The organism is Streptomyces sp. SID5469 (genome assembly GCF_009862865.1).
GTDB classification, from domain to species: Bacteria; Actinomycetota; Actinomycetes; order Streptomycetales; family Streptomycetaceae; genus Streptomyces; species Streptomyces avermitilis.
The window spans coordinates 6,358,759-6,383,154 of sequence record NZ_WWIN01000001.1; the positions used below are offsets into that span (position 1 = coordinate 6,358,759).

General features: G+C 71.1%; 22 protein-coding genes and 1 tRNA gene. 10 read left to right on the forward strand and 13 right to left on the reverse strand.

The window, feature by feature from the left end:
- Positions 1 to 4 precede the first annotated feature (4 nt).
- Positions 5 to 439 (forward strand): hypothetical protein, encoded by a 435-nt coding sequence (locus GTY58_RS27430; RefSeq protein WP_010986651.1) that lies wholly within the window; start codon positions 5 to 7, stop codon positions 437 to 439.
- 127 nt (positions 440 to 566) lie between these two features.
- On the forward strand, positions 567 to 1,460 hold the full coding sequence (locus GTY58_RS27435; RefSeq protein ID WP_010986652.1) for a fused MFS/spermidine synthase: 894 nt from the start codon (positions 567 to 569) through the stop codon (positions 1,458 to 1,460).
- A gap of 39 nt (positions 1,461 to 1,499) precedes the next feature.
- Here GTY58_RS27435 and GTY58_RS27440 read toward each other — a convergent pair whose 3' ends face one another.
- The gene (locus GTY58_RS27440) at positions 1,500 to 2,021 is read right to left on the reverse strand and encodes a hypothetical protein (RefSeq protein ID WP_037649936.1); all 522 of its coding nucleotides are present in this window, start codon (positions 2,019 to 2,021) and stop codon (positions 1,500 to 1,502) included.
- A gap of 166 nt (positions 2,022 to 2,187) precedes the next feature.
- On the opposite strand from GTY58_RS27440, the gene GTY58_RS27445 reads away from it, so the two are divergent.
- The 3 genes from GTY58_RS27445 (at position 2,188) to GTY58_RS27455 (ending at position 5,995) form a co-directional block, all read left to right on the forward strand.
- Complete coding sequence (locus tag GTY58_RS27445) at positions 2,188 to 2,922, forward strand: response regulator transcription factor (RefSeq protein WP_037649855.1); 735 nt, start codon at positions 2,188 to 2,190, stop codon at positions 2,920 to 2,922.
- A complete protein-coding gene (locus GTY58_RS27450) occupies positions 2,919 to 4,292 on the forward strand; it encodes a HAMP domain-containing sensor histidine kinase (protein ID WP_010986655.1) in 1,374 nt (457 codons plus the stop codon). Before GTY58_RS27445 ends, GTY58_RS27450 begins: the two co-directional genes overlap by 4 nt.
- Before the next feature lie 233 nt (positions 4,293 to 4,525).
- The gene (locus tag GTY58_RS27455; RefSeq protein ID WP_010986656.1) at positions 4,526 to 5,995 is read left to right on the forward strand and encodes a cellulose binding domain-containing protein; all 1,470 of its coding nucleotides are present in this window, start codon (positions 4,526 to 4,528) and stop codon (positions 5,993 to 5,995) included.
- A 140-nt stretch (positions 5,996 to 6,135) separates the two neighbouring features.
- On the opposite strand, the gene GTY58_RS27460 is transcribed toward GTY58_RS27455, so the two are convergent.
- The 4 genes from GTY58_RS27460 to GTY58_RS27475 form a co-directional block, all read right to left on the reverse strand.
- Positions 6,136 to 7,554 carry a GH1 family beta-glucosidase gene (locus GTY58_RS27460; RefSeq protein WP_242432155.1) on the reverse strand — a complete coding sequence of 473 codons (1,419 nt, stop codon included), beginning with the start codon at positions 7,552 to 7,554 and terminating at the stop codon, positions 6,136 to 6,138.
- A 199-nt stretch (positions 7,555 to 7,753) separates the two neighbouring features.
- Complete coding sequence (locus tag GTY58_RS27465; protein ID WP_010986658.1) at positions 7,754 to 8,677, reverse strand: carbohydrate ABC transporter permease; 924 nt, start codon at positions 8,675 to 8,677, stop codon at positions 7,754 to 7,756.
- 12 nt (positions 8,678 to 8,689) lie between these two features.
- Complete coding sequence (locus GTY58_RS27470; protein WP_010986659.1) at positions 8,690 to 9,706, reverse strand: sugar ABC transporter permease; 1,017 nt, start codon at positions 9,704 to 9,706, stop codon at positions 8,690 to 8,692.
- Between the two features lie 5 nt (positions 9,707 to 9,711).
- Complete coding sequence (locus tag GTY58_RS27475; RefSeq protein WP_010986660.1) at positions 9,712 to 11,073, reverse strand: extracellular solute-binding protein; 1,362 nt, start codon at positions 11,071 to 11,073, stop codon at positions 9,712 to 9,714.
- A gap of 398 nt (positions 11,074 to 11,471) precedes the next feature.
- On the opposite strand from GTY58_RS27475, the gene GTY58_RS27480 reads away from it, so the two are divergent.
- Complete coding sequence (locus GTY58_RS27480) at positions 11,472 to 12,527, forward strand: LacI family DNA-binding transcriptional regulator (protein ID WP_010986661.1); 1,056 nt, start codon at positions 11,472 to 11,474, stop codon at positions 12,525 to 12,527.
- 83 nt (positions 12,528 to 12,610) lie between these two features.
- Here GTY58_RS27480 and GTY58_RS27485 read toward each other — a convergent pair whose 3' ends face one another.
- From GTY58_RS27485 to GTY58_RS27510, 6 genes are all read right to left on the reverse strand, one after another.
- Positions 12,611 to 13,219 carry a GNAT family N-acetyltransferase gene (locus GTY58_RS27485; RefSeq protein ID WP_010986662.1) on the reverse strand — a complete coding sequence of 203 codons (609 nt, stop codon included), beginning with the start codon at positions 13,217 to 13,219 and terminating at the stop codon, positions 12,611 to 12,613.
- A 140-nt stretch (positions 13,220 to 13,359) separates the two neighbouring features.
- Entirely contained in the window at positions 13,360 to 13,755 is a 396-nt protein-coding gene (locus GTY58_RS27490) for a hypothetical protein (protein WP_037649853.1), read from the reverse strand.
- Positions 13,756 to 13,946: 191 nt separating this feature from the next.
- Positions 13,947 to 14,019 (reverse strand) — tRNA-His (locus tag GTY58_RS27495).
- 117 nt (positions 14,020 to 14,136) lie between these two features.
- On the reverse strand, positions 14,137 to 14,739 hold the full coding sequence (orn, locus tag GTY58_RS27500) for an oligoribonuclease (protein WP_010986664.1): 603 nt from the start codon (positions 14,737 to 14,739) through the stop codon (positions 14,137 to 14,139).
- A gap of 151 nt (positions 14,740 to 14,890) precedes the next feature.
- Positions 14,891 to 16,171 (reverse strand): helix-turn-helix domain-containing protein, encoded by a 1,281-nt coding sequence (locus GTY58_RS27505; protein WP_010986665.1) that lies wholly within the window; start codon positions 16,169 to 16,171, stop codon positions 14,891 to 14,893.
- 378 nt (positions 16,172 to 16,549) lie between these two features.
- Complete coding sequence (locus tag GTY58_RS27510; protein WP_010986666.1) at positions 16,550 to 16,987, reverse strand: hypothetical protein; 438 nt, start codon at positions 16,985 to 16,987, stop codon at positions 16,550 to 16,552.
- A 343-nt stretch (positions 16,988 to 17,330) separates the two neighbouring features.
- Between GTY58_RS27510 and GTY58_RS27515 the strand changes: the two genes are divergently transcribed.
- Entirely contained in the window at positions 17,331 to 17,858 is a 528-nt protein-coding gene (locus GTY58_RS27515; RefSeq protein ID WP_010986667.1) for a universal stress protein, read from the forward strand.
- Between the two features lie 150 nt (positions 17,859 to 18,008).
- The gene (locus tag GTY58_RS27520) at positions 18,009 to 18,575 is read left to right on the forward strand and encodes a GPR1/FUN34/YaaH family transporter (protein WP_010986668.1); all 567 of its coding nucleotides are present in this window, start codon (positions 18,009 to 18,011) and stop codon (positions 18,573 to 18,575) included.
- 104 nt (positions 18,576 to 18,679) lie between these two features.
- On the opposite strand, the gene glmS is transcribed toward GTY58_RS27520, so the two are convergent.
- Both glmS and GTY58_RS27530 read right to left on the reverse strand, forming a co-directional pair.
- Entirely contained in the window at positions 18,680 to 20,497 is a 1,818-nt protein-coding gene (glmS, locus tag GTY58_RS27525) for a glutamine--fructose-6-phosphate transaminase (isomerizing) (RefSeq protein ID WP_010986669.1), read from the reverse strand.
- 37 nt (positions 20,498 to 20,534) lie between these two features.
- Complete coding sequence (locus GTY58_RS27530) at positions 20,535 to 20,792, reverse strand: hypothetical protein (RefSeq protein ID WP_010986670.1); 258 nt, start codon at positions 20,790 to 20,792, stop codon at positions 20,535 to 20,537.
- Positions 20,793 to 20,957: 165 nt separating this feature from the next.
- On the opposite strand from GTY58_RS27530, the gene GTY58_RS27535 reads away from it, so the two are divergent.
- Together GTY58_RS27535 and GTY58_RS27540 are read left to right on the forward strand one after the other, a co-directional pair.
- Positions 20,958 to 22,520 (forward strand): metallophosphoesterase family protein, encoded by a 1,563-nt coding sequence (locus tag GTY58_RS27535; protein ID WP_171033219.1) that lies wholly within the window; start codon positions 20,958 to 20,960, stop codon positions 22,518 to 22,520.
- A gap of 263 nt (positions 22,521 to 22,783) precedes the next feature.
- Complete coding sequence (locus GTY58_RS27540; RefSeq protein WP_010986672.1) at positions 22,784 to 24,373, forward strand: beta-N-acetylhexosaminidase; 1,590 nt, start codon at positions 22,784 to 22,786, stop codon at positions 24,371 to 24,373.
- Positions 24,374 to 24,396 lie beyond the last annotated feature (23 nt).

Here is a 24,396-nt window from a genome sequence, read left to right on the forward strand (position 1 = left end):
CGGGATGCAGACCAGGCAGAGCACCGAGTTCCGTACGTCGTCGACGGCGCAGCACCGGCCGACCCCGGAGAGCAGCGCGCCACCGCGGCCGGAGTCCGCCTGTGACCTCGTGACCGTTCCGGCACGACAGGGTCTGGAGGCGGTCGACATTCTCCGCCGCGGCGCCGGCGACTCCGTCGGCCCCGTGCTCCACGACAACGACTGCGACACCCTCGGCTTCCTGGTGCCGCCCGGCACCGCGGACGCCTGGGACGTGCCCGGCAGTACGTGCACCCAGACCGGCGGACGGGGGCAGAGCCTTGTGCCCGAGCCCCCGGTCGAGGGCTCGGACTGGCTGCTGCCGCCCGGGGACGCGGAGCTGGCGACGGATCCGGCGGTGCTGCGGGCGGCGCTGGGGGAAGCGGCGCGGCTGATCGAGGCCGCGGACAACTGTCGCTGAGCCGGACACCAACCGTGCAAGCAGGGCCGCGCAGCCGTGCAAGCAGGGCCGCGCAGCCCTTCATCGGCCAGCGGCGTACGACCCCCCTCGCTGAGCCGACCCGCTCCCGCACGCCGATAATGGCGGGATGGCGAGGGCGAAGAAAAAGAGGTCCGACGACGGGCGTGGCGGGCGGCGCGGGCAGACCGCGGCCGAGGCCGTCGTCGAGCCCGTCGACGGCGGGCTCGCCGAGCTGATACCCGACCGGGACCGGGCGCGCGCCTGGACTCTCTTCATCGACGGCGCCCCGCAGTCGCACGTCGATCTCGACGACCCGGCCTTTCTGAGCTTCGAGTACCAGCGGCGCCTCGGCCATGTCATCGACCTGGTCGCCCCGCCCGGCAGGCCCGTGCACGTCGTGCACCTCGGCGGCGGCGCGTTCACCCTCGCCCGCTATGCCGCCGCCACCCGCCCCCGCTCCACCCAGCAGATCGTGGAACGCGACGCGGCCCTCGTCCAACTGGTCCGCCGTGAGCTGCCGTTGGACCCGAACGCCCGCATCCGGGTGCGCTCCCTGGACGCCCGCGAAGGGCTCGCCAAGGTGGCCGACGACTGGGCGGACCTGGTGATCGCGGACGTCTTCAGCGGCGCCCGCACACCGGCGCACCTGACGTCGACGGAGTTCCTCACCGAGGTGCGGAGGGTGGTGAAGCCGGACGGCGTCTACGCCGCCAACCTCGCCGACGGCCCCCCGCTCGCCCACCTCCGCGGCCAGATCGCCACCGCCGCGGTCGTCTTCCCCGAGCTGGCGCTGGTCGCCGATCCGACCGTGCTGCGCGGCAAACGCTTCGGCAACGCGGTCCTCGTCGGCTCCGGCCACCCGCTGCCGATCGCCGAACTCACCCGCCGCGCGGCCTCGGACCCGCACCCCGCGCGCGTGGAGCACGGCAAGGAACTGACCGACTTCACCGGCGGAGCCGTACCGGTCCTGGACGCGGTGGCGGTGGCGTCACCGCCGCCACCGCCCTCGGTGTTCCGGTGAGCGCACAGAGCAGGTCCGGCATGATCCGCCGTACCGGGCCTAGTAGTTCTGGACGTCCACCCGCGGCGCGCTGTCGTGCCACGTGCAGAACACCGTCACCCGGTCCGCGCCCGAGCTGAACTCCACGCGGATCCACGTCTCCGTCTTCCACACCTGCATCGACCAGCCGGATCCGGGCGTCGCCGAGACGAGGGTCGCGGACGTCCTGCCGAGGTCGAAGACCACCCGCCCGCCGTCGGTGTCGTAGCTCTTGACCTGGCCGGAGGTGGTGGGTGAGGGGGAGGAGGACGCCGTCCGGGACGGCGTCGGGGCCGGCTTCCCGCTCGGCGCCCGGCGGTGCGAGGGGCCCTTCGACGGGCTCTTCGACGGCTGCGCCCGCTCCGTCGAGGAGGCCAGCGGTTCCGGCTTCCGTGTCGCCGCGTCACCCGCGGTGATGGGCAGGGCGCGCGGCGGGTCGTACGCGGTCCCCGCCATCACCGTGTGGACACCCCACCACGACAGCGTGACCGCCGCGCCCGTGGCGAGCGACCAGGCCAGAACGTGTACAAGTCCTCTGCGCATCCCGGTCATATCGCGGGTCATACTGCCTCACCCGCCCCACGGGTGTCTCCGGGCATCGCACGGATGTCTGATGGATCACGCACAGCCGGAGTTGTCCGGCGCGTGCCCTGTGGAGTTGTCCACAGGCTCCGGATGCCCCTGACCCGTATGGCGTACGGTGCCGCCCATGGCAAGTGTGCTCGTGGTCGAGGACGACCAGTTCGTACGCTCGGCCCTCATCCGGCATCTGACCGAGGCCGCGCACACCGTGCGCAGCGTCGGCACCGCCCTCGAGGCGCTGCGCGAGGTCGCCCACTTCTCCTTCGACGTCGTGATCCTCGACCTCGGACTGCCCGATCTGGACGGGTCCGAGGCGCTGAAGATGCTGCGCGGAATCACCGACGTACCGGTGATCATCGCCACCGCGCGGGACGACGAGACGGAGGTCGTCCGGCTGCTCAACGCGGGCGCGGACGACTATCTGACCAAGCCGTTCTCGGTCGAACACCTGGCCGCGCGCATGGCGGCGGTCCTGCGGCGGGCACGCTCGGCCGCCGGGGAGGCGCCGCCGTCGACCGTGATCCGGGTCGGCGGGCTCGCCATCGACCCGCTGCGCCGCCAGGCCGAGCTGGACGGCGTACGACTCGATCTCACCCGGCGCGAGTTCGACCTGCTCGCCTTCCTGGCCGGACGGCCCGGTGTGGTCGTGGCGCGGCGCGAGCTGCTCGCCGAGGTCTGGCAGCAGTCGTACGGGGACGACCAGACCATAGACGTCCATCTGTCGTGGCTGCGGCGCAAGTTGGGCGAGACGGCGGCGAAGCCTCGCTATCTGCACACCCTGCGGGGCGTCGGAGTGAAGCTGGAACCGCCGCGGGGCGAGCCGTCGTGGGGTGCGCGATCACAGGGGGAGCCGCTGCCATGAGATGGGCACTGGTCAAGGTGTGCGTGGCGGTCACCACGATGGTCGTGGTCGCCTTCGCGGTCCCGCTGGGCCTGGTGATCAAGGAGATGGCGCGCGACCGGGCCTTCTCGAACGCCGAGCGGGAGGCCGCCGCCGTCGCGCCCGCGCTCTCCATCACCACCGACCGGGACCAGTTGGAGCGCGTCGTCGCCTCCGCGGCCTCGGACGAGGGGATGGCCGTGCACCTGCCGGCGAGCGACGGCAAGGCGGCGTCCGACATCGGGCGGCAGCGCGCCGCCGACAAGGACATCACCACCACCCGGAAGCTGGGCCGCGCCTCCACCGCGGAGGTCGCGGGCGGCTCCACGCTGCTCCAGCCCACCGCGCTCAGCTCCGGCGAGATAGCCGTCGTCGAGGTCTACGTCCCCGAGTCCGAGGTCAGCAACGGCGTCGGCACGGCCTGGGCGGTGCTCGCCGCCGTCGGGGTCGCACTGATCATCGGCTCGGTCGCGGTCGCCGACCGGCTCGGCGTGCGGATGGTGCAGCCGGCTCAGCGCCTGGTCGAGGGCGCACACGAACTGGGGGAGGGAAAGCTGGGCGCACGGGTGCCCGAGGAAGGGCCGACCGAACTGCGGCTGGCGGCGGTCGCGTTCAACTCGATGGCCGATCAGGTCGTTCAACTGATGGCCAATGAGCGGGAGTTGGCGGCCGATCTGTCCCACCGGCTGCGTACGCCGCTGACCGTGCTGCGGCTGAACACGGCCTCGCTCGGCGACGGGCCGGCCGCCGAGCAGACCCGGGCGGCCGTCGCACAACTGGAGCGCGAGGTCGACACCATCATCCGTACGGCCCGGGAGGCCAAGCCGCAGACCGCCGCGCCGGGCTTCGGCGCCGGGTGCGACGCGGCCGAAGTGGTGCGCGAGCGGATGGACTTCTGGTCGGCGCTCGCGGAGGACGAGGGCCGCAAGGTCCGGGTCGCGGGCGCGGACCGGCCGGTCCGCATACCCGTCGCCCGCGCCGACCTCGCCGCCGCCCTCGACGCGCTGCTCGGGAACGTGTTCCGGCACACCCCGGAGGGCACGGCGTTCGCGGTCGACGTGCACAACGGCGAGGACGCGGTGATCGTGCTGGTGTCGGACGCGGGGCCGGGAATCCCCGACCCCGAGGCGGCGATGGCTCGGGGCCGCGGCTCGGGGAGCGACGGCTCGACGGGGCTCGGGCTGGACATCGTGCGCCGCCTCGCGGAGTCGACGGGCGGCGATGTGCGCATCGGCTCGTCGGTGCTCGGCGGGACGGAGGTCCGGATCTGGATCCAGCTGGACGGCCGGGCGCCGGTGCGACGCGGACACCGGGGGTCCGTACGGCGTCGGTGGCGCATGGCGGCGAGGTGACGCTTCCGCGTGAGCGGCAGCGGCGAGGTGATGCTTCCGCGTGAGCGGCACCCAATTGGTCTCTACCTTTAACCGCCCCCGATGCCTTCCTTAAGCGCACCCTAAGATCCGCAACCCCCGCCCGGATCAAGCGGTTTGCCCGATTCCGGATCGCTAGCGTGCTGCCGCACCCACCCCTGGAAATCCCGTGTGGACCCCCGGGGCACCCCGTGAGCAGCGAAGGCAGGCACGCGATGAGCAGTACGCACCGGCGCAAGGTCAGCGGTCGGAACAAGGCGATAGGCGGCATCGTCGCCGCGGCCGTGGTCGGCGGCGGCGCCCTCCTGTTCACCGGCACCGCCCAGGCGGCGAGTGTCGGCGCCGCGTACACCAAGACCAGCGACTGGTCGACGGGGTACACCGCGCAGTACGTCATCACGAACGACACCGCGCAGACGAAGGCCGACTGGACGCTCCAGTTCGACCTGCCCTCCGGTACCAAGCTCAGCTCGCTGTGGAACGGCGAGTCGAGCGTGAGCGGGCAGCACGTCACCGTGAAGCCGCCGACCTGGGACAAGAACGGGCTGGCGGCGGGCAAGTCGGTGACCGTCGGCTTCGTCGTCAACGGCAGCGCGAACCCGACGGGTTGCCTCATCGACGGCGTCAAGTGTTCCGCCGACGACGGCGCCACGCCCGAGCCGAGCGGCCGCCCGACCCAGTCCGCGACACCGACGCCGACGCCGACACCGACGCCCACTGCGACCGCCTCGCAGAGCACGAAGCCGACTCCCACCCCGTCGGCCTCCGAGACCCCCGGCAGCGGCACCACCACCAGCGCCGGCTTCGCCCCCTACGTCGACACCTCCCTCTACCCCGCCTTCGACCTGCTGGCCGCCGCCGGCGCCACCGGCGTGAAGGACTACAACCTCGCGTTCATCACGGACGGCGGCGGCTGCACGCCCAAGTGGGGCGGTGTGACGGACCTGGGCAGTGACGGAGTGGCGGCCCAGATCGGCGACCTGCGCGCGAAGGGCGGTGACGTCCGCGTCTCCTTCGGCGGCGCCTCCGGCTCCGAGCTGGCCACGACGTGCTCATCGGCCGACGCGCTGGCGACGGCGTACGAGAAGGTCGTGAACGCCTTCAAGCTGACGAAGGTCGACTTCGACGTGGAGGGCGGCGCGCTGCCGAACACGGCCGCCAACACGCGCCGGGCGCAGGCCATCGCGAAGCTGGAGAAGGCCCACCCCGGCCTCGACGTCTCGTACACGCTGCCGGTGATGCCGGAGGGCCTGACCCAGGACGGCGTGAACCTGCTGGCCGACGCCAAGTCGAACGGCGTGTCCATCAACACGGTCAACATCATGGCGATGGACTACGGGCCCGCGTACAGCGGTGACATGGGCACCTACGCCGAGCAGGCGGCCACGGCCACGCAGGCGCAGGTGAAGAGCGTCCTCGGCCTGTCGGACAGCGCGGCGTGGAAGGCCGTCGCGGTCACCCCGATGCTCGGCGTCAACGACGTGGCGTCCGAGATCTTCAAGGTCGACGACGCGACCCAGCTGGTGAACTTCGCCAAGTCCAAGGGCCTCGGCTGGCTGTCGATGTGGTCGGCGACGCGCGACAAGCAGTGCGCGGGCGGCGCGAAGCCGTCGGCCGACGCGACGTGCAGCTCGATCGTCCAGGACGCGAACGCCTTCTCGAAGGCGCTCGGCGCGTACAAGTAGGCCCCGCACCGCGCGGACCTTCCTCCACGGGGGAACGCGCGCCCCGGCCGGACCTCCCCCCACCCGGCCGGGGCGCGGCACCCCCCTCAGGTGCCGCGCCCCGTCCCCCGCTTCCCCCCCCGTATCCCCCGGGCAATGGCCTACTCGGCGGCTGTCGCCCCCGGCAGCGTCCCCGTCCGGGCCGCCTGCGCGTACCACCGCGCGCTCGACTTCGGCGTACGGGCCAGCGTCGCGTAGTCCACGTACACCGCGCCGAAACGCTTGCCGTAGCCGTACGCCCACTCGAAGTTGTCCATCAGGGACCAGAGGTAATAGCCGCGGACGTCCGCGCCGTCGGTGATCGCCCGCCGGACCGCCGTCAGATGGCCGTGCAGATACGCGATCCGCTCGGGGTCGTGCACCCGGCCCTCCGGGTCCGGCTTGTCGTCGTACGCCGCGCCGTTCTCGGTGATGTACAGGGGCAGCCCGGGCGCCTCCCGCGTGTAACGCATGATCAGTTCGTGCAGGCCGGTCGGGTCGATCGACCAGCCCATCTCCGTGCGCTCGCCGGGGGTCAGGTGGAACACGACGTCGTCCGCGCCCGGCCAGGGGGAGAAGGAGCTCGCTCCGTGGCCGTCCGCGCGGGGGCCCGCCGGGGCCGACTCCGTCGCCGAGACCAGCGTCGGCGTGTAGTAGTTCAACCCCAGCGCGTCCAGCGGCTGGTTGACCGCCTCCAGGTCGCCGTCCTGGACGAACGACCAGTCCGTCACCGAGGCCGTCGCCGCGAACAGCCCCGCCGGATACGCGCCGTGCAGCATCGGGCCGTGGAAGACCCCGTTGGCCAGGTCGTCGATCCGCCGGCCCGCGGCCACATCCGCGGGACTGTCCGAAACGGTCCTGACCACCGATGAGTTGAGGCTCACCGCGACCGTGTTGCGGGCCGGCATCGCGGCCCTCAGCGCGGAGGTGCCCAGGCCGTGCGCCAGGTTCAGATGGTGCGCCGCGCGCAACGAAGCCGCCGCGTCCGTGCGGCCCGGCGCGTGCACCCCGGAGCCGTAGCCCAGGAAGGCGCTGCACCACGGCTCGTTCAGCGTGATCCACTGCTCGACGCGGTCGCCCAGCGCGTCACCCACGATCTGCGCGTACTCCGCGAACCGGTACGCGGTGTCGCGCTCGGGCCAGCCGCCCGCGTCCTCCAGCTCCTGCGGCAGGTCCCAGTGGTAGAGGGTGAGCGCCGGTTTGACGCCGTGGGCGAGGAGTTCGTCCACCAGCCGGCGGTAGAAGTCCAGGCCGCGCTGGACCGCGGGGCCCCGGCCCATCGGCTGCACCCGCGACCACGAGACCGAGAAGCGGTACGCGCCAAGGCCGAGCTCCGCCATCAGCGCCACGTCGTCGCGATAGCGGTGGTAGTGGTCGACAGCGATGTCACCGGTCTCGCCACCGGCCGTCTTTCCCGGCGTATGGCTGAAGGTGTCCCAGATCGAGGGCGTGCGGCCGTCCTCCCGCACCGCCCCCTCGATCTGGTACGCGGAGGTCGCCGCGCCCCAGAGGAAGGCGGGAGGAAACGTCACGGGCGACACAGGTGCCGCGGAGGTCTCGGCGGATGCCACAGGCGCCGCGGAGGTCTCGGCGGGCGACACAGGTGCCGCGGAAGTCGAGGCGGGCGTCACGGACTCAGGCATGGAAGCGCTCCCATCGGAGGTCGGGGAGACCGACGAAAGTAGGGGAAGTGAAGGAGGGGCCGGGGCGGCGGTGACCCGGCCCCTCCGGAGCGGGGCGTCAGCCCTTGACGGCGCCCTGCATGATGCCGCCGACGATCTGCTTGCCGAAGATCGCGAAGACCAGGAGCAGCGGCAGCGTGCCCAACAGCGCGCCCGCCATGATCAGGGACTGGTCGGGCGTGTATCCGCGGCCGAGGCCCGCCACCGCGACCTGCACGGTCGGGTTGCCGGTCTGTGTCAGGACCAGGAACGGCCACAGGAAGTCGTTCCACGTCTGCACGAACGTCAGCATGCCGAGGACCGCCATCGCGGGACGCGCCGCCGGGAACACGATGTGCCACACCACGCGCCAGCTGCTCGCGCCGTCCACCCGGGCGGCCTCGATCAGCTCGTCCGGCAGGGCCTGGATCAGGTACTGGCGCATGAAGAACACGCCGAACGCGCTCACCAGGGAGGGCAGGATCACCGCCTGGAGCTGGTCGGTCCAGTCGAGCTTGGCGACCATCATGTACAGCGGGATCACGCTCAGCTGCGGCGGCACCATCATCGTGCCGATGACGATCAGCATCAGGGCGCCGCGGCCCCGGAAACGCAGTTTGGCGAAGGCGAACCCGGCGATCGTCGACATGATGACGACGGCCGCGGCCGAGACCCCCGCCACGAACGTGGTGTTGAAGAACGCCTCGCCCAGGTTCGCGTCCGTCCAGGCCACGTCGAGGTTGCGGAAGAGGTTGGAGCCGAACCAGAACGGCGGCGGGGTCTGCGCCAGCCGGTTGTTGTCGCGGGAGGCGGCGATCGCCGTCCACACCAGGGGGAACAGCGAGCCGAGGGTGAACAGGATCAGGATCGCGTACGCGATCGGGCCGCCGTGCAGCGTTCCGCCGGCCCGAGCGGAGCGCGGGCGGCGCGAGCGCCGGGGTGCCTTGGCGGCGTCGGCGGCGTTGTCCGCGCTGTCGGCGGGGGGCGTCAGGGTCGTCGTCACGGCCGGTACTCCTTAACTACTGGCGCGCAGCCGGCGCGAGATGACGTAGTTGACGATCCCGACCAGGATGAGGATCAGGAACATCGTCCAGGCGATGGCCGAGGCCCGGCCCAGGTGCTGGTTCACCCAGCCCTGCTCGTACAGGTACAGGCCCAGCGTCTGGAACTGGTGTTCCGCGCCGCCGGACGCGCCCTTGTTCGCGTCGAACAGCAGCGGCTCGCCGAAGACCTGGCTGGCGCCGATGGTCGACACCACGACGGTGAACAGGATGGTCGGCCGCAGCGCCGGCAGCGTGACGTGCAGGAACTGCCGCCAGCGGCTGGCTCCGTCCAGCGCCGCCGACTCGTACAGGTCCTGCGGGATGGCCTGCATGGCCGCCAGGTAGATGAGCGCGTTGTAACCGGTCCAGCGCCAGATGATGATCGAGGAGACGGCGAACTGGGACGGCCACTTGTCGTTCTGCCAGTCGACCGCGCCGATCCCGACCTGGTGCAGCGCCCAGTTGATCATGCCGTAGTCGCGCCCGAAGAGCAGCACGAACACCAGCGAGGCCGCGGCGATGGACGTCGCGTACGGCGCGAGCATCGCGACCCGGTAGAAGGTCGAGGCGCGCAGCTTGTAGTTGAGGATGTGGGCCAGACCCATCGCCATCAGCAACTGCGGCACCGTGGCGATGATGCCGATGGTCAGGGTGTTCTTCGCCGCGTTCCAGAAGAAGTCGTCGTCGAAGATCCGCGTGTAGTTGCGCAGACCCACCCACTCCATGTCGGTGGGCGCGGTCAGCTCCACCTGGTGCAGCGAGGCCCAGCCGGTGTAGATCAGCGGAAACAGGCCGAACGCGAGGAACAGCAGGAAGAACGGCGAGACGAAGGCGTACGGGCTCCACCGGATGTCCCGCTGCCAGCGGCGGGACAGCCGGGCCCGGTGCCGCTGCTCAGCCTCGGTGGGCGCGGCGTCGGCCGACGCGCGGGCCGGGGCCGCGCCCCCCTCCTTCACGGGGGGCGCGGCGGTGTCGTGCCGGGTGGCCATGGCGGTCACTTGTCCAGGTTGTTGTCGATGGTCTTCGTGGCCGTGTTCCACGCCTCCTCGGGCGACTTGCCCTTCGTCACGAGGATGACGCCGTTGTCGGTCAGGCCCTGCTGGATGATCTGGTCCTTCGGGCCGATCGTCTGCACCGGGCTGGACTGGGCGGCCTTGGCGAAGATCGTGCCGATCGGCGAGTCACCGGTCATCTCGTTCTTGGCGCCGGTGACCGCGGACGAGCTGTACGCGCTCGGCGCGCTCGGGAAGCTGCCCTGCACCTTGAAGAGCTTCGCCTGCTGCTCCGGCGCGGTCAGCCAGGTGATGAACGCCTCCGCCTCCTTCACGTGCTTGCCGCTCTTCGGCACGGCGAGGAAAGTGCCGCCCCAGTTGCCGGACTTGGGCGCGGCGGCCACGTCCCACTTGCCGGCGGACTCGGGCTTCGACTTGCCCTTGATGTAGCCGAGCATCCACGGCGGGCAGGCCACCGTGGCGAACTTGCTGTGGGCGATCGTGGTGTCCCAGGCCGGCTGGAACTGCGTCTGCGCGCCGACCAGCCCCTCCTCGGCGGCCTTCGCGGTCAGGTCGAAGGCGCTCTTGACGGCCGGGTTCGTCTTGTAGGTGACCTTGCCGGAGGAGTCGTAGAACTTCTCCTTCTCACTGCTGAGGATCGCGTTGATCAGACCGCCGGGGGAGTCCATGAACGTGGTGCCCTTGGGCGCCTTCGCCTTGTACTTCTCGCCCGCGTCGACCAGCTTGCTCCAGTCGCCCGCCCACAGCTTGCCGACCTCTTCCCGGTCGGTGGGCAGACCGGCCTTCTCGAAGAGGTCCTTGCGGTAGCAGATCGCCATCGGGCCGACGTCGGTGCCGAGGCCGACCGTCCTGCCGTCCTTGGTCGTGGCCTGCGCCCACTTCCAGTCCAGCCACTTGCTCTTGTCCACACCCGAGACCTTGGACATGTCCACGAGCTTGTCCGCCTGGGTGGCGACGATCTCGGCGATGTTGCCGACCTCGACGGCCTGCACGTCCATCAGGCCGCTGTTGGTGGTGAGGTGGTTCAGGAGCGCCGGGTAGTAGTTCTCGTTCCGCTCCACGACGTTGTCAGTGATCTTGATGTCGGGGTGGAGCTTCTCGTACTCGGTGTAGAGCCCGGCCTCCTTGAAGCCCTGGGTGCCGAACAGGCCCAGCGTGAGGGTGGTTTTCCCCTTGCCGTCCGACGACGAGCCGTCGGAAGCGCCGTCGCCGCTGTCGTCGGCGCAGCCGGCCAGCAACCCGGCGCCCAGCGACGCGACCGCCGCCAGGACCACCGCCCGGCGGACGATGGGGGTCCCCCCGCTCGAGCGAAGCCGAGAGGGGGGGAGGGTGAATGCTCGCATGGCGTCCTCCTGTTGCCCTGACGTGCCGACCCCCCGGCCAACTGCATGGTTGGGCCCGTTAGTTGTTCGCTGCGGCTCGGGCGGGGAACGTGCGGGATGTGTATGTGTCAGGTACCGTGGGAGCGCTCCCACAAGTGATGTGTTGAAGAGTCGTCGGTCCGGGCGGGGGTGTCAAGGGAGCGGACATGGCGAGATGCGTTCAGTTATCGGCCTGTTAACTAACTCCGCGAGGTGGCGCCAACTCGCTCCGGGCGGGCGGTATTCAGGCCCGTCGGCGGGTGCCGATGAGGCCTTTTCGGCCGGTGCGGGGCTCGGGGAGGGCCGCACCGGGGCCGGTCGCCGGCCCGGATGGGACTGTTAGATTCCAGGCCAGTGTGGGTCGACGGGAGGCGGAGCCAATGGCAGGCCACGGAGCGCGGGGCCGGAGCGGCGGGCGGCCGACCCTTGAGGAGGTCGCCGCGCGCGCCGGGGTGGGCCGCGGCACGGTCTCCCGGGTGATCAACGGGTCCCCCCGGGTCAGCGACGCCACCCGCGCGGCCGTCGAGGCGGCCGTCGCGGAGCTCGGCTATGTCCCGAACACGGCGGCCCGTGCCCTCGCCGCCAACCGCACGGACGCGATCGCCCTGGTCGTCCCCGAACCGGAGACCCGCTTCTTCGCGGAGCCGTACTTCTCCGACATGCTCAAGGGCGTGGGCTCCGCGCTGTCGGAGACCGAGATGCAGCTGCTGCTGATCTTCGCGGGCAGCGACCGGGAGCGGCAGCGGCTGGCCCAGTACCTGGCGGCGCACCGGGTGGACGGTGTCCTGCTGGTCTCGGTGCACGCGGACGACCCGCTGCCCGACCTCCTTGCCCAGCTGGAGATCCCGGCGGTGATCAGCGGCCGCAGATCCGCGGAGGAGACGCTGCCCTCGGTCGACTCCGACAACTTCGGCGGCGGCCGGGTCGCCGTGGAACACCTGATCGACCAGGGCCGCCGCAACGTCGTCCATCTCGCCGGCCGCCTCGACGTCTACGGCGCCCAGCGCCGCGTCGACGGCTACCGCGAGGCGCTGCGGGACGCGGGACGCCCGGTCGACGAGAGCCTGATCGTCGCCGGTGACTTCACGGAGGAGGGCGGCCGGCGCGCGATGACCGAACTGCTGGCCCGCTGCCCGGCGCTGGACGCGGTCTTCGCGGGCTCCGACGTGATGGCGGCCGGCGCGCGCCAGGTCCTGCGGGAGGCCGGCCGTCGTATCCCGGACGACGTGGCACTGGTCGGGTACGACGACTCGGCCATCGCCCGCCACATGGACCCCCCGCTCACCAGCGTCCGCCAGCCGATCGAGGAGATGGGCCGCGCGATGATCGACCTGCTCCTCGACGAGATCGCGGACCGGCGCCCGGCGGTGTCCCGGGGCCTGGAGCGACGTCAGCTGGTGCTCCCGTCGGAGCTGGTGCGGCGGGCGTCTTCGTAGACCCGGCCCCGCGGTGGCTGGTGCCCCTGCCCGGACAGCCGCTGGTCAGGCCCGTACGGTCAGGCCCTGGTCGGCACCCCTGGTCAGGCCCGTACGGTGAGCTCCCACCGAATCTCGCCGTCCTGCTCCCGGTCGGTCGGTGACAGCCCGGCCGCGGCGGCGACGGACGCGGAGGCGTGATGGTCCGGGTGGACATGGGCGACGACGATGCGTACGGACCCGGACTGCCGGGTGAGCCGGTCGACCAGGCCCTGGGCCGCCTCCGAGGCGAAGCCCCGCCCCTGCCACGGGGTGCCCACCACCCAGGCGATCTCCGCGACCTCGCCCGTGACGGTCGCCTGCACGGTCCCCACCAGACACGCGTCCGCACGCCGCCGCAGCACCCAGTTGACCCAGCGGACGCCGGGGTGGGGCGAGCCGGCGGCCAGGCGTGCGTAGCGTGCGCGCAGGGCGGCCGGGGTGTCGGGCACACCGCCGATGAAGGCATGCAGCGCCGGGTCGCCGAGGACCTGGGCCATCTCCTCGGCGTGCTCGACGCGCAGGGGGAGGAGATCGAGGCGGGCGGTGCGGATGATCCTGGCGGTCCCGGTGGTCCCGGTGGTCCCGGTGGTCCCGGTGGTCCCGGTGGTCCCGACGGACGCGGCGGGGCCGGGGGGCTCGGGGGGTTCGGCGGGTTCGGGGTGCGCGGGCATCGGGCGAAGCCTACGGGGCGGCGCGTCCCGCTCCGAAGTGCCCGCCACGGTAGGGGCCTTGTCCCGGCACGCCGGGCAACGTCCGCCACCCGTCGGCGGGATGCCGGGACACCTGGATGCGTCGCAACGGGTCCCGGACCCTACGCGTGGCTCCAGATCAGGCCGCCCTTGTCCTTGGTGTCGTCGCCTCTGACGGTGACCGCGTAGACGGCGACCGGCGCGCCCTCGGGGATGTCGCCGCTCTTCCACGCGGTGCAGTACGGCGCGGTCCGCCCGCGGGTGGAGGCGGTGCGGTCGATGGTGCCGTCGCGGTTGATGTCGAGCCGGGCCTCGATGCCCCACCCGTCGGTCGTCGTGTCGCAGGCCCGGACGGAGTCGCCCGGGGTGGCGCCGTCCGGGTCGGCGTTCCACAGGGCGTACCCGCCCTCGGTGTTGGCCCGCTGCGCGGCGGCGGTGGCCGTGCCCTGCGCGCCGAGGAGAAGGGCGGTGGCGGCGAGGACGGTGGTGACGACACGGCCTCTGGCGGAGCGGAGCACGGAGAGTCCCCCTGGTGCGGGTGAGCACGGTGAGAGTGGTGATGGCGCTGGGTGGAACGAATCCATGCCCCTTGATCGTCCGCCCACTGTCCCGTGTTACAGGTCACACGACTGCTTGCAGGTCACACGACTGGTTGCAGGTCACACGACTGAGGCCCCGGTCCGCTTTCGCGGACCGGGGCCTCTTGCAGGGTGAGTGACGGGACTTGAACCCGCGGCATCCTGGACCACAACCAGGTGCTCTACCAGCTGAGCTACACCCACCATGACCGGTGGTTCTCCGTTTGGTCTCTCCGACCGGCCGAGAAAAAGTGTACAGGGTCCGAGGGGGTGCTCGCGCCCGCCTTTCTTCGGGGCCCTCGAAGGGCCCCGTCGGGGCGGCTACTGCGCGGGCAGCACGTGCTTCGCGGCGATCGTGCGGGCCGTCTCCGAGTCGGGGCCCGGCTGCGGTACGAAGATGGCCTCGCGGTAGTAGCGCAGCTCCGCGATCGACTCGCGGATGTCCGCCAGCGCGCGGTGGTTGCCGCTCTTCTCGGGGCTGTTGAAGTACGCCCTCGGGTACCAGCGGCGGGCCAGCTCCTTCACCGAGCTGACGTCCACGATCCGGTAGTGGAGGTAGGTCTCCAGCGCCGACATGTCGCGGGCGAGGAAGCCGCGGTCGGTGCCGACCGAGTTTCCGCACAGCGGAGCCTTGCCGGGTTCCTTGACGTGCTCCCGTACATACGCGAGCACCTGCGCCTCGGCGTCCGCCAGCGTCGTGCCGGCCGCCAGCTCGTCGAGCAGGCCCGAGGCGGTGTGCATGGTGCGCACCACCTCCGGCATCGTCTCCAGCGCGGCGTCCGGCGGGCGGATCACGATGTCCACCCCCTCGCCCAGTACGTTCAGCTCGGAGTCGGTGACCAGTGCGGCCACCTCGATGAGCGCGTCGTCGGACAGCGAGAGACCGGTCATCTCGCAGTCGATCCACACCATGCGATCGTTCATGTGTCTTACCTTATGGCCCGCCCCGGCTCCGCGGACCGCCCGTGCACCTCCGTGAGCGCGGCCGCACCCGGCCCGGCACCACGGAAACAGGGCGGGCGGGGGACCGTGGTACGACCCACGATGCCTCGCCCGCCCTGCTGTCACGGCAGTCCTACGGCGCGCTCCGCTGCCCCGGCAGGCTGGGCCGCCCGGCCGCGTACAGCTCGGATCCATGTGACCCATGTGATCCATGCGACCCGTGAGACCCATGAGATCCGTGGGACCCGTGTTTGCCCGGTTCCGTGGACAGGGACGCGGCCGGACCCAGTGAGCTCGCGGCCGCCGTGCGGCGCGTCTGCATCGGGACCGGGGCCTCCTGCGGCAGCGCCGGTGGCGGTCCCACGACGCTGTCCGGATCCACGGGCCGTTCACCCTGCGGACGGCGGGCCCGGTAGGCGGCCCGGTAGGCGGCCGGCGAGGAGCCGAGCTGGCGGCGGAAGTGCCCGCGCAGCGCCACCGGCGAGCGGAAGCCGCAGCGGCCCGCGACCTCGTCCACCGAGTAGTCCGACGTCTCCAGGAGCCGCTGCGCCTGGAGCACCCGCTGGGTGATCAGCCACTGCAGGGGAGCGCTCCCGGTGAGCGAGCGGAACCGGCGGTCGAACGTACGCCTGCTCATGTACGCGCGGGCGGCGAGCGTCTCCACGTCGAACTGCTCGTGGAGGTGCTCCAGGGCCCAGGCGACGACCTCGGCGAGCGGGTCGGCGCCGATCTCCTCGGGTAAAGACCGATCGAGGTAGCGCTCCTGCCCGCCGCTCCGGCGCGGGGGGACCACGAGCCTGCGGGCGAGCGCGCCCGCCGCCTCGTTTCCGTGGTCCGTCCGCACGATGTGCAGGCACAGATCGATTCCGGCCGCCGTACCCGCCGATGTCAGTACGTCTCCGTCGTCCACGAACAGCTCACGTGGGTCGACATGGACCGACGGGTAGCGCTTGGCCAGCGTCGGTGCGTACATCCAGTGGGTCGTCGCCGGACGGCCGTCGAGCAGCCCGGCCGCGGCCAGCACGAAGGCGCCGGTGCACAGCCCGACTATGCGGGCACCCTCCTCATGCGCCCGGCGCAGTGCGTCGAGCGCTTCCTCCGGCGGTGGCGAGGTGATCGACCGCCAGGCCGGCACGACGACCGTGCCCGCCCGGGAGATCGCCTCCAGGCCATGTGGTGCGGTGAGTTCAAGCCCTCCTGTGGTCCGCAGTGGGCCTTCCTCACCGGCGGCCACCAGCAGCCGGTAACGCGGCACGCCGGCGTCCTGACGGTCGATCCCGAACACCGAAAGCGGTATGGAACTCTCGAAGATGGGGCCGCCGCTGAACAGCAGCACCGCGACGATCTCCTTGCGGCGTCGCCCGGAAAGTTTCCGGGCCGCGGCATCCGGCGCGGCAGTGGAGTCGTGGCTCATACTGCTAAGCCCCCCTCGGTGGTCGCGGCTCCTCGGTTGTGTCGCTCCTGCACGTTTCCCCTCGGTCCTGCACGAGTCCCCCGCCGTAAGACAGTCATGATCGAATCTACTGTGTCGTGTGGTGCCGGCGTGACCAGTTCACCATCCGGCAGATTGTCGACATGGCAACTTGGCGTGAAGCATTCGATCACGAAGCGTTGCACTCGTGAGCCGTGCAGGGAAGTGCGCCTTGTCCCAGTGGCCGGTCCCCGTAGGGTGCGCGGGTCCCCGGAGACCCTTTCGGCCCAGGTGGAACGGGGGGTGAGGGGGTGTTCGAGCCAGGGGTGCACGGTGGTCAGAAGTTGGCTGAAAGTATGCGGGCGCGTGCGCGGAAACCGGTCAGTCGACCGGCGTATTTCCCGCCGTGTGGCGGCCGCCTCTGTGCGCCCCCGAGCCACTCTTCCCGTGTGCCCCGCCCGTCCCCTGCCAACCGCTCCTGCCGTGCCGCCCCCGGTGCGGGACGCGCTGCCGGGCCGCCTCGTCCGACAGCCGCGCCGCCCCTCGCTCGGACTGCCGCAGCAGCATCCGGCAGACCCCGGTGACGGCCGCGAGCCCCAGCGCCGTACCGGCCGCCCCGGCGAGCGAGGTGCCGTACCAGACGAGGACCACGGGCACCAGGGCGCAGCTGAAGACCGCCCAGCGGACGACATCGCTCGCCGTGTCCGACGGCGGTGCGGCCGAAGGGCGCGCCGGGGACGGGGGCGCCCCCTGGGCGGGAGTCCGGCGCAGGTCGTCGGGGGAGGTGCGGGAGGTGGGGGAGGTGCGGGATACGGGCATGGCGTGCTCCCTGTGGCGGTGGCACGGGGTTCAACGCGTGTTCGATCGGTCGGTCACTGTGGTGCCCGGTGGTACTCCTGGCGGTACGGCCGGCGGTACCGCCGGCCGCGGGGCGTACGGCTGTGCGACCCCTGTGCAAACCGCCTGTACGGGGCAGCAACCATTGCGTTACGGGCACCCCCTCATGCATGCTCCCTGGAACCCCGCGCAGCGTGTGCGGGGCCTGGGCAGAGGAGGCGTGCCGCCGTACCCTTGGGGGTATGGGGTTGGGAAGATGATTCCCGGACACAGCTCCGCCGCACACTGTCGTCCCACCCACGAGGATCCAAACGCCGAGACACTCATGGCCGGTCACGAATTCTTCGAACCTGCGGACCGCAAGCGCCCCGTCGCCGATCCCACGGCGGCCGAGCCCTTGGCGGCGGAAGAGCCACGCCATTCCTGCGACCCCGCCTTCAAGCACGGGGTCGTCGTCGGCTTCGACGGCTCGACGTCCAGCGAGCGCGCCCTCGCGTACGCGATCGGCATGGCCCATCGCTCCGGGTCGGGCCTGATCATCGTGCATGTCGCCAACCGGCTGCCCACCACGGTGTGGGCCGGCTGCGAGCCGCCGGTCTTCGTCGATGTGCCGGACCACCGGACCGAGGTCCTCGGGCTCGAACTCGCCTGCGCGGAGTATCTGGCCGAGGTGCCCTGGATCCTGGTCGAGCGCGGCGGCGACATCTGTCACGAACTCGAAGAGGTGGGGCGGGAGTACGAGGCGGACGCGATCGTCGTCGGCTCCACGCACGGCATCGTCGGCCGTCTCTTCGGCTCGGTCGCGGGGCGGCTGGCGAAGCGCGCCCAGCGCCCGGTCATCGTTATTCCGTAACTCGCCGTCGTCCCAGGTGAGATGAGACCTGGGAGCGGCCGACTCCCTTGTGCAGATGCCCGAATCTACTCACACGTAGAGGTGTTTGTGCCCTTGTGAAGGGCATAACTCGGTCACCGCACCATCGCACATGTACGAAGGGAGCCCGCCGTGGACAATGACGTCTCCGCGGGAAGCACCACCACGGTCGTCGGCCGACTCACCCTCGGGATCACCCTGTTGGCCTTCGGGCTCGGGTACGCCGACGTGATCGACGGAGTGACGGCGGCTGACGCCGTATCAGTGGCCCACTACGTCGGCGGCGTGGCGCTGTTCGTCGCGGGCCTGTTGGCCCTGCGCGAACGCGACGCGGCCTCCGGTACGGCCTTCTCGGCGCTCGGCGCCCTGTGGTTCACCTGGGCCGTCACCGCCGGCAGCCGGATGTCCGACAACGCCGCGGGCCTCTTCCTCCTGCTGTTCGCCCTGGTCGCACTGAGCCTGACGCTCGGGGCGGCGGGCGGCGTCCTCGACCAGGGCGCCTACGGCCTGTTCGCCGTCTCGCTCCTGCTGCTGGCCATCGCGCACTTCGCGGGCAACGACGGTCTCGGCAGGATCGGCGGCTGGTTCGCGGTGGCCGCGGGCGCGGTCGCCTGGTACGCGGCGACGGCGGCCCTGGCCCACTGGCCCACCGCCCTCCCCCGACGCGCTGCCGGCCGGGGGGTGACGGCCGCCGGCTGACAGCCGCGGGCCGGGGATGGGCGCCCCGGCCCCTGTGGGAACGGGTCCCTGTGCGCTTGGTGACACGCACAGGGACCCGTTCGTACTGCTGTCGGAGGTGACGCCTACTCCACCGTCACCGACTTGGCGAGGTTCCTGGGCTTGTCGATGTCCCGGCCCAGCGCCAACGCCGTGTGGTAGGCGAGGAGTTGCAGCGGGATGCCCATCAGGATCGGGTCCAGCTCGTCCTCGTTCTTCGGGACGACGATCGTCTGGTCGGCCTTCTCCTGCTCCTGGTGCGCCACCGCGAGGATCTTGCCGCTGCGGGCCTTGATCTCCTCCAGGGCGGCGCGGTTCTTCTCGAGGAGGTCGTCGTCGGGGACGATGGCCACCGTCGGCAGCGCGGGCTCGATGAGGGCCAGCGGGCCGTGCTTCAGCTCGGAGGCCGGGTAGGCCTCGGCGTGGATGTACGAGACCTCCTTGAGCTTCAGGGAGGCCTCACGGGCCACCGGATAGCCGCGCACACGGCCGATGAAGAGCATCGAGCGGGCCTCGGCGTACTGCGCGGCCAGCTTCTTGATCTCGTCCTCCTGGTCGAGGATCTCGGAGATCTGGGCGGGCAGCTTGCGCAGGCCCTCGATGATCCGCTTGCCGTCGCGGACCGACAGGTCACGGGTGCGGCCCAGGTGCAGCGCGAGCAGCGCGAAGGCGACCGTGGTGTTGGTGAAGCACTTGGTGGAGACGACACAGACCTCGGGTCCGGCGTGCACGTACATGCCGCCGTCCGCCTCGCGGGCGATCGCCGAGCCGACGACGTTCACCACGCCGAGGACCCGCGCGCCCTTGCGCTTCAGCTCCTGCACGGCGGCCAGCACGTCGTACGTCTCACCGGACTGCGAGACCGCGATGTACAGGGTGTCGGGGTCGACGACCGCGTTGCGGTAGCGGAACTCGGAGGCCGGCTCGGCGTCCGCGGGGATGCGGGCCAGCTCTTCTATCATCTGGGCGCCGATCATGCCCGCGTGGTACGAGGTGCCGCAGCCGAGGATCTTCACCCGGCGCACGGCACGCGCCTCGCGGGCGTCCAGGTTCAGGCCGCCGAGGTGCACGGTGGAGAACCGGTCGTCGATCCGGCCGCGCAGCACGCGGTCCACGGCGTCGGCCTGCTCGTGGATCTCCTTGTGCATGTACGTGTCGTGGCCGCCCATGTCGTACGAGGCGGCCTCCCACTCCACGGTGGTCGGCTCGGCCGTCGTCCGGGTGCCCTCGGTGGTGTACGTACGGAAGTCGTCGGCCTTCAGCGTCGCCATCTCGCCGTCGTCGAGCGTGACGATCTGACGGGTGTGGGTGACCAGCGCGGCGATGTCCGAGGCGACGAACATCTCCTTCTCGCCGATGCCGAGGACGACCGGGGAGCCGTTGCGGGCCACCACGATGCGGTCGGGGAAGTCGGCGTGCATGACCGCGATGCCGTACGTGCCCTCGATCACGCGCAGCGCCTCGCGGACCTTGTCCTCCAGCTTCTCCTGCTGGGAGCGGGCGATCAGGTGGGTGAGGACCTCGGTGTCGGTCTCGGAGAGGAACTCGACGCCGTCGGCCTCGAGCTTCTTCCGCAGGTCGGAGGCGTTGTCGATGATGCCGTTGTGGACGACGGCGACCTGGTTGTCCTGCGACATGTGCGGGTGCGCGTTGAGGTCGGACGGGGCGCCGTGGGTGGCCCAGCGGGTGTGGGCTATACCGGTGGTGCCCTTGAAGCGCGCGGGGACCTTGGCCTCCAGGTCACGGACCCGGCCCTTGGCCTTGACCATCTTCAGGCCGGCCGTCTTCGGGCTGGTGACGACGATGCCCGCGGAGTCGTAGCCGCGGTACTCCAGGCGCTGGAGTCCCTCGAGGAGCAGCGGAGTGACGTCACGCTTCCCGATGTATCCGACAATCCCGCACATACAGGTGGTCCCCTAGTTGTAGACAGTCGCAGGCGATCTAGCCGTAGACGATGCGGCGCAGCTGCCTGAGCGTGAGCTCCGGCGGCGCGACCGCGCGGTACTTCAGGTCCGCCTCGATCCGTTCGAAGATCGTCGCGTTCACCAGGCCCTGGGCCTGGAGTTCGCGGTGGCGGCGACGGACGTATTCCTCGGTCGTCTCGTCGAAGTAGGCGAGCACGTCCTGGATCACCCGCAGCGCCTCGCCCCGGTTGAGGGGCGTGGACCGCGTCAGATGATCAACAAGTTCGTCGTGCACCCGGTAGATCTTGGGGTACTGAAGGCCGATTCGCAAGAATCCTGCCCGATTTCGGGCAAGTGGCTGTTGAAACTCTTATGGGGCCCTGTTCGAGCGCTGTCCATCCTGTGTCCTGCGCCCCGTTGCCTGTGCGGAGCAACTTCTGACTCCATGGACATCCCACGCATGGGCGTACCGGAGAAGCTCGCCGAGCGCATGAGCATGGCCGAGCAGCACGAATACCTTCGCGCCAGGTTCTCGCGGCGCAACATGATCAGAGGCGGCGCCGTGACCCTGGGTGCCGTCGCCGGTGGCGCCTTCGTCCCGGGGGCGACCGCGCGGGCCGCGGTTCCCGCGCAGCGGGCGGCCGCCTCGGCCGAGAAGGTCGACGGCGCCCTCGTCGCCCCCTTCGGCCGCCACCTCGCCTACGGCACCGACCCGCGCACGGAGATGACGGTCTCCTGGCAGGTCCCGGTCGCGGTGAAGAAGCCGTACATACGGATCGGCGCCCACCCCTGGGACCTCTCCCGCAAGATCGAGGCCGAGGTCCGCGCCCTCCACACCCCGGCCGGCGTCGGCGCGAGCGGCGACCACACCCAGTACTACCTGCACGCCCGGCTCACCCACCTGCGCCCGGGCAGGACGTACTACTACGGCGTCGGCCACGACGGCTTCGACCCGGCCGCCCCGCACCTCGTGGGTACCCTCGGCACCTTCACCACCGCGCCCGCGCACAGTGAGCCGTTCACCTTCACGGCCTTCGGCGACGAGGGCGTCGGCTACCACGGCCTCGCCAACGACGCCCTGCTGCTCGGCCAGAACCCGGCCTTCCACCTGCACGCCGGCGACATCGCGTACGCGGACCCGGCCGGCGCGGGCAAGACCGGCGACACCGGCTTCGACTCGCGTATCTGGGACCAGTTCCTCGCCCAGACCGAGTCGGTCGCCAAGTCCGTCCCGTGGATGGTGTCGTACGGCAACCACGACATGGAGGCCTGGTACTCGCCCAACGGCTACGGCGGCGAGGAGGCCCGCTGGCAGCTGCCGGAGAACGGCCCGGACAAGGCGAACCTGCCCGGCGTCTACTCCTTCGTGCACGGCAACACGGCGGTCATCTCGCTGGACGCCAACGACGTGTCCTTCGAGATCCCCGCCAACCTCGGTATCTCCGGCGGCACCCAGACCAAGTGGCTGGAGGCGCGGCTCAAGAAGTACCGGGCGGCGAAGGACATCGACTTCATCGTCGTGTTCTTCCACCACTGCGCCTACTGCACCTCGACCGCGCACTCCTCCGAGGGCGGCGTGCGCCAGGAGTGGGTGCCGCTGTTCGAGAAGTACACCGTCGACCTGGTGATCAACGGCCACAACCACCAGTACGAGCGCACGGACGTCATCAAGGGCGACGAGGTCACCAAGAAGCTGCCGATCGGCGGCACCGCGTACCCCGAGACGGAGGGCGTCGTCTACGTGACGGCGGGCGCGGCGGGCCGCAGCCTGTACGCGTTCACCGCCCCGGACTCGTACGAGGGCCACGAGAACGACGTCGAGTCCGTGTCGGCGTTCGTCAACCTCAAGGGCGGCAAGCAGAACGAGACGGTCGCCTGGTCGCGCGTGCGCTACCTCGACTACTCGTTCCTGCGCGTCGACGTGACGCCCGCCGCCAAGGGCCGCACGGCCACGATGAGGGTGCGCGGCATCGCCGAGAGCGGCGTGGAGATCGACCACTTCACGGTGGCGCGCCGGGTCTGACCGGCGGGAGCGGCGCGGTCCTCACCTCCGCTCGAGGACCGCCTGCTTGGCTGGTTCCTGCGGCGGTACGTCCGCAGCGGGCGCCGTCGGACGCGGCGGCCGCGCCTGCACCCCTGCCCCGTTCTTCTGGATGACTTCCGCCATGAGGGGGATGGTTCCACCGGCTCTGCGGGAGAGTGGTCTATACCCATTGGGGTTCATCCCCAGTGCGGCCCATAGCCGTTGGGGCCCATGCCCGTTGGGGTCCATGGAAGGGAGCGCATGTGAGACAGCACCACAGAACGCCCCGTCTTCTCGGCACGCTGCTGCTCGTGGCGGCTGCCGGCTTCTCCGTCGCCGGCTCGGCGCCCGCCGCGGCCGCGAAGACGGCGAGCCCGCTCGGCCAGGTCGTTCCGGCCCCCGCCTCGGTCGACCCGGGCGGATCGCCGTACCGCATCACCCGGGACACCCGCATCCGTGTGGACGACTCGCGGGAGGTACGACAGGTCGGCGAGTACCTCGCGGGCATCCTGCGGCCCTCCACCGGTTACCGGCTGCCGGTCGCCTCCCAGGGCGGCGGAGGCATCCGGCTCCGGCTGGGCGAACGCTCGCTGGGCGACGAGGGATACCGCCTCGACAGCGGCAGGAACGGCGTCACCATCACCGCCGCCGCACCGGCCGGGCTCTTCCACGGCGTGCAGACCCTGCGCCAGCTCCTCCCGGCCGCGGTCGAGAAGAACTCCGTACAGCCCGGACCCTGGCTCGTCGCGGGCGGCACCATCAAGGACACCCCGCGCTACGGCTACCGCGGCGCGATGCTCGACGTGTCCCGGCACTTCTTCGACGTCGGCCAGGTCAAGCGCTACATCGACGAGTTGGCGCTGTACAAGGTCAACAAGCTGCATCTGCACCTCTCCGACGACCAGGGCTGGCGCATCGCGCTCGACGACTGGCCGCGGCTCACCACCTACGGCGGATCGACGCAGGTGGGCGGCGGCCGAGGCGGCTTCTACACGAAGGCCCAGTACACGGAGATCGTGCGGTACGCGGCCTCCCGCCATCTGGAGGTCGTCCCGGAGATCGACATGCCGGGCCACACCAACGCGGCCCTCGCCTCCTACGCTGAGCTGAACTGCGACGGCACCGCGCCGCCGCTCTACACCGGCACCGACGTCGGCTTCAGCTCGCTGTGCGTGGGCAAGCCGGTGACGTACGACTTCGTGGACGACGTCATCCGTGAGCTGGCCGCGCTCACACCCGGCCGCTATCTCCACATCGGCGGTGACGAGGCCCACTCCACCAGCCACGCCGACTATGTGGCCTTCATGGACAAGGTGCAGCCCGTCGTCGCCAAGTACGGCAAGACGGTGATCGGCTGGCATCAGCTGACCGGGGCGACCCCGGCGAAGGGCGCGCTCGCCCAGTACTGGGGGCTCGACGACACCAGCGCCGCGGAGAAGGCGCAGGTCGTGAAGGCCGCGCAGAACGGGACGGGGCTGGTCCTCTCGCCGGCCGACCGGATCTACCTCGACATGAAGTACACCGCGGACACCCCGCTCGGGCAGGACTGGGCGGGTCTGGTCGAGGTGCGGCGGGCGTACGACTGGGATCCGGGCACCTACCTCGCCGGAGCCCCCGGCGCGTCGATCAGGGGCGTCGAGGCGCCGCTGTGGACGGAGACGATCGTCACCGGCGCGGACATCGACTACATGGTCTTCCCGCGGCTGCCCGGCGTCGCCGAACTCGGCTGGTCGCCCGCGTCGACCCACGACTGGGACACGTACAAGGTGCGGCTCGCGGCGCAGGGGCCGCGGTGGGAGGCGCGGGGGATCCGGTACTACCGGTCCCCCCAGGTTCCCTGGCCCGGTGCGTAGGTGAGGAAGGCGGGGCTCAGGAG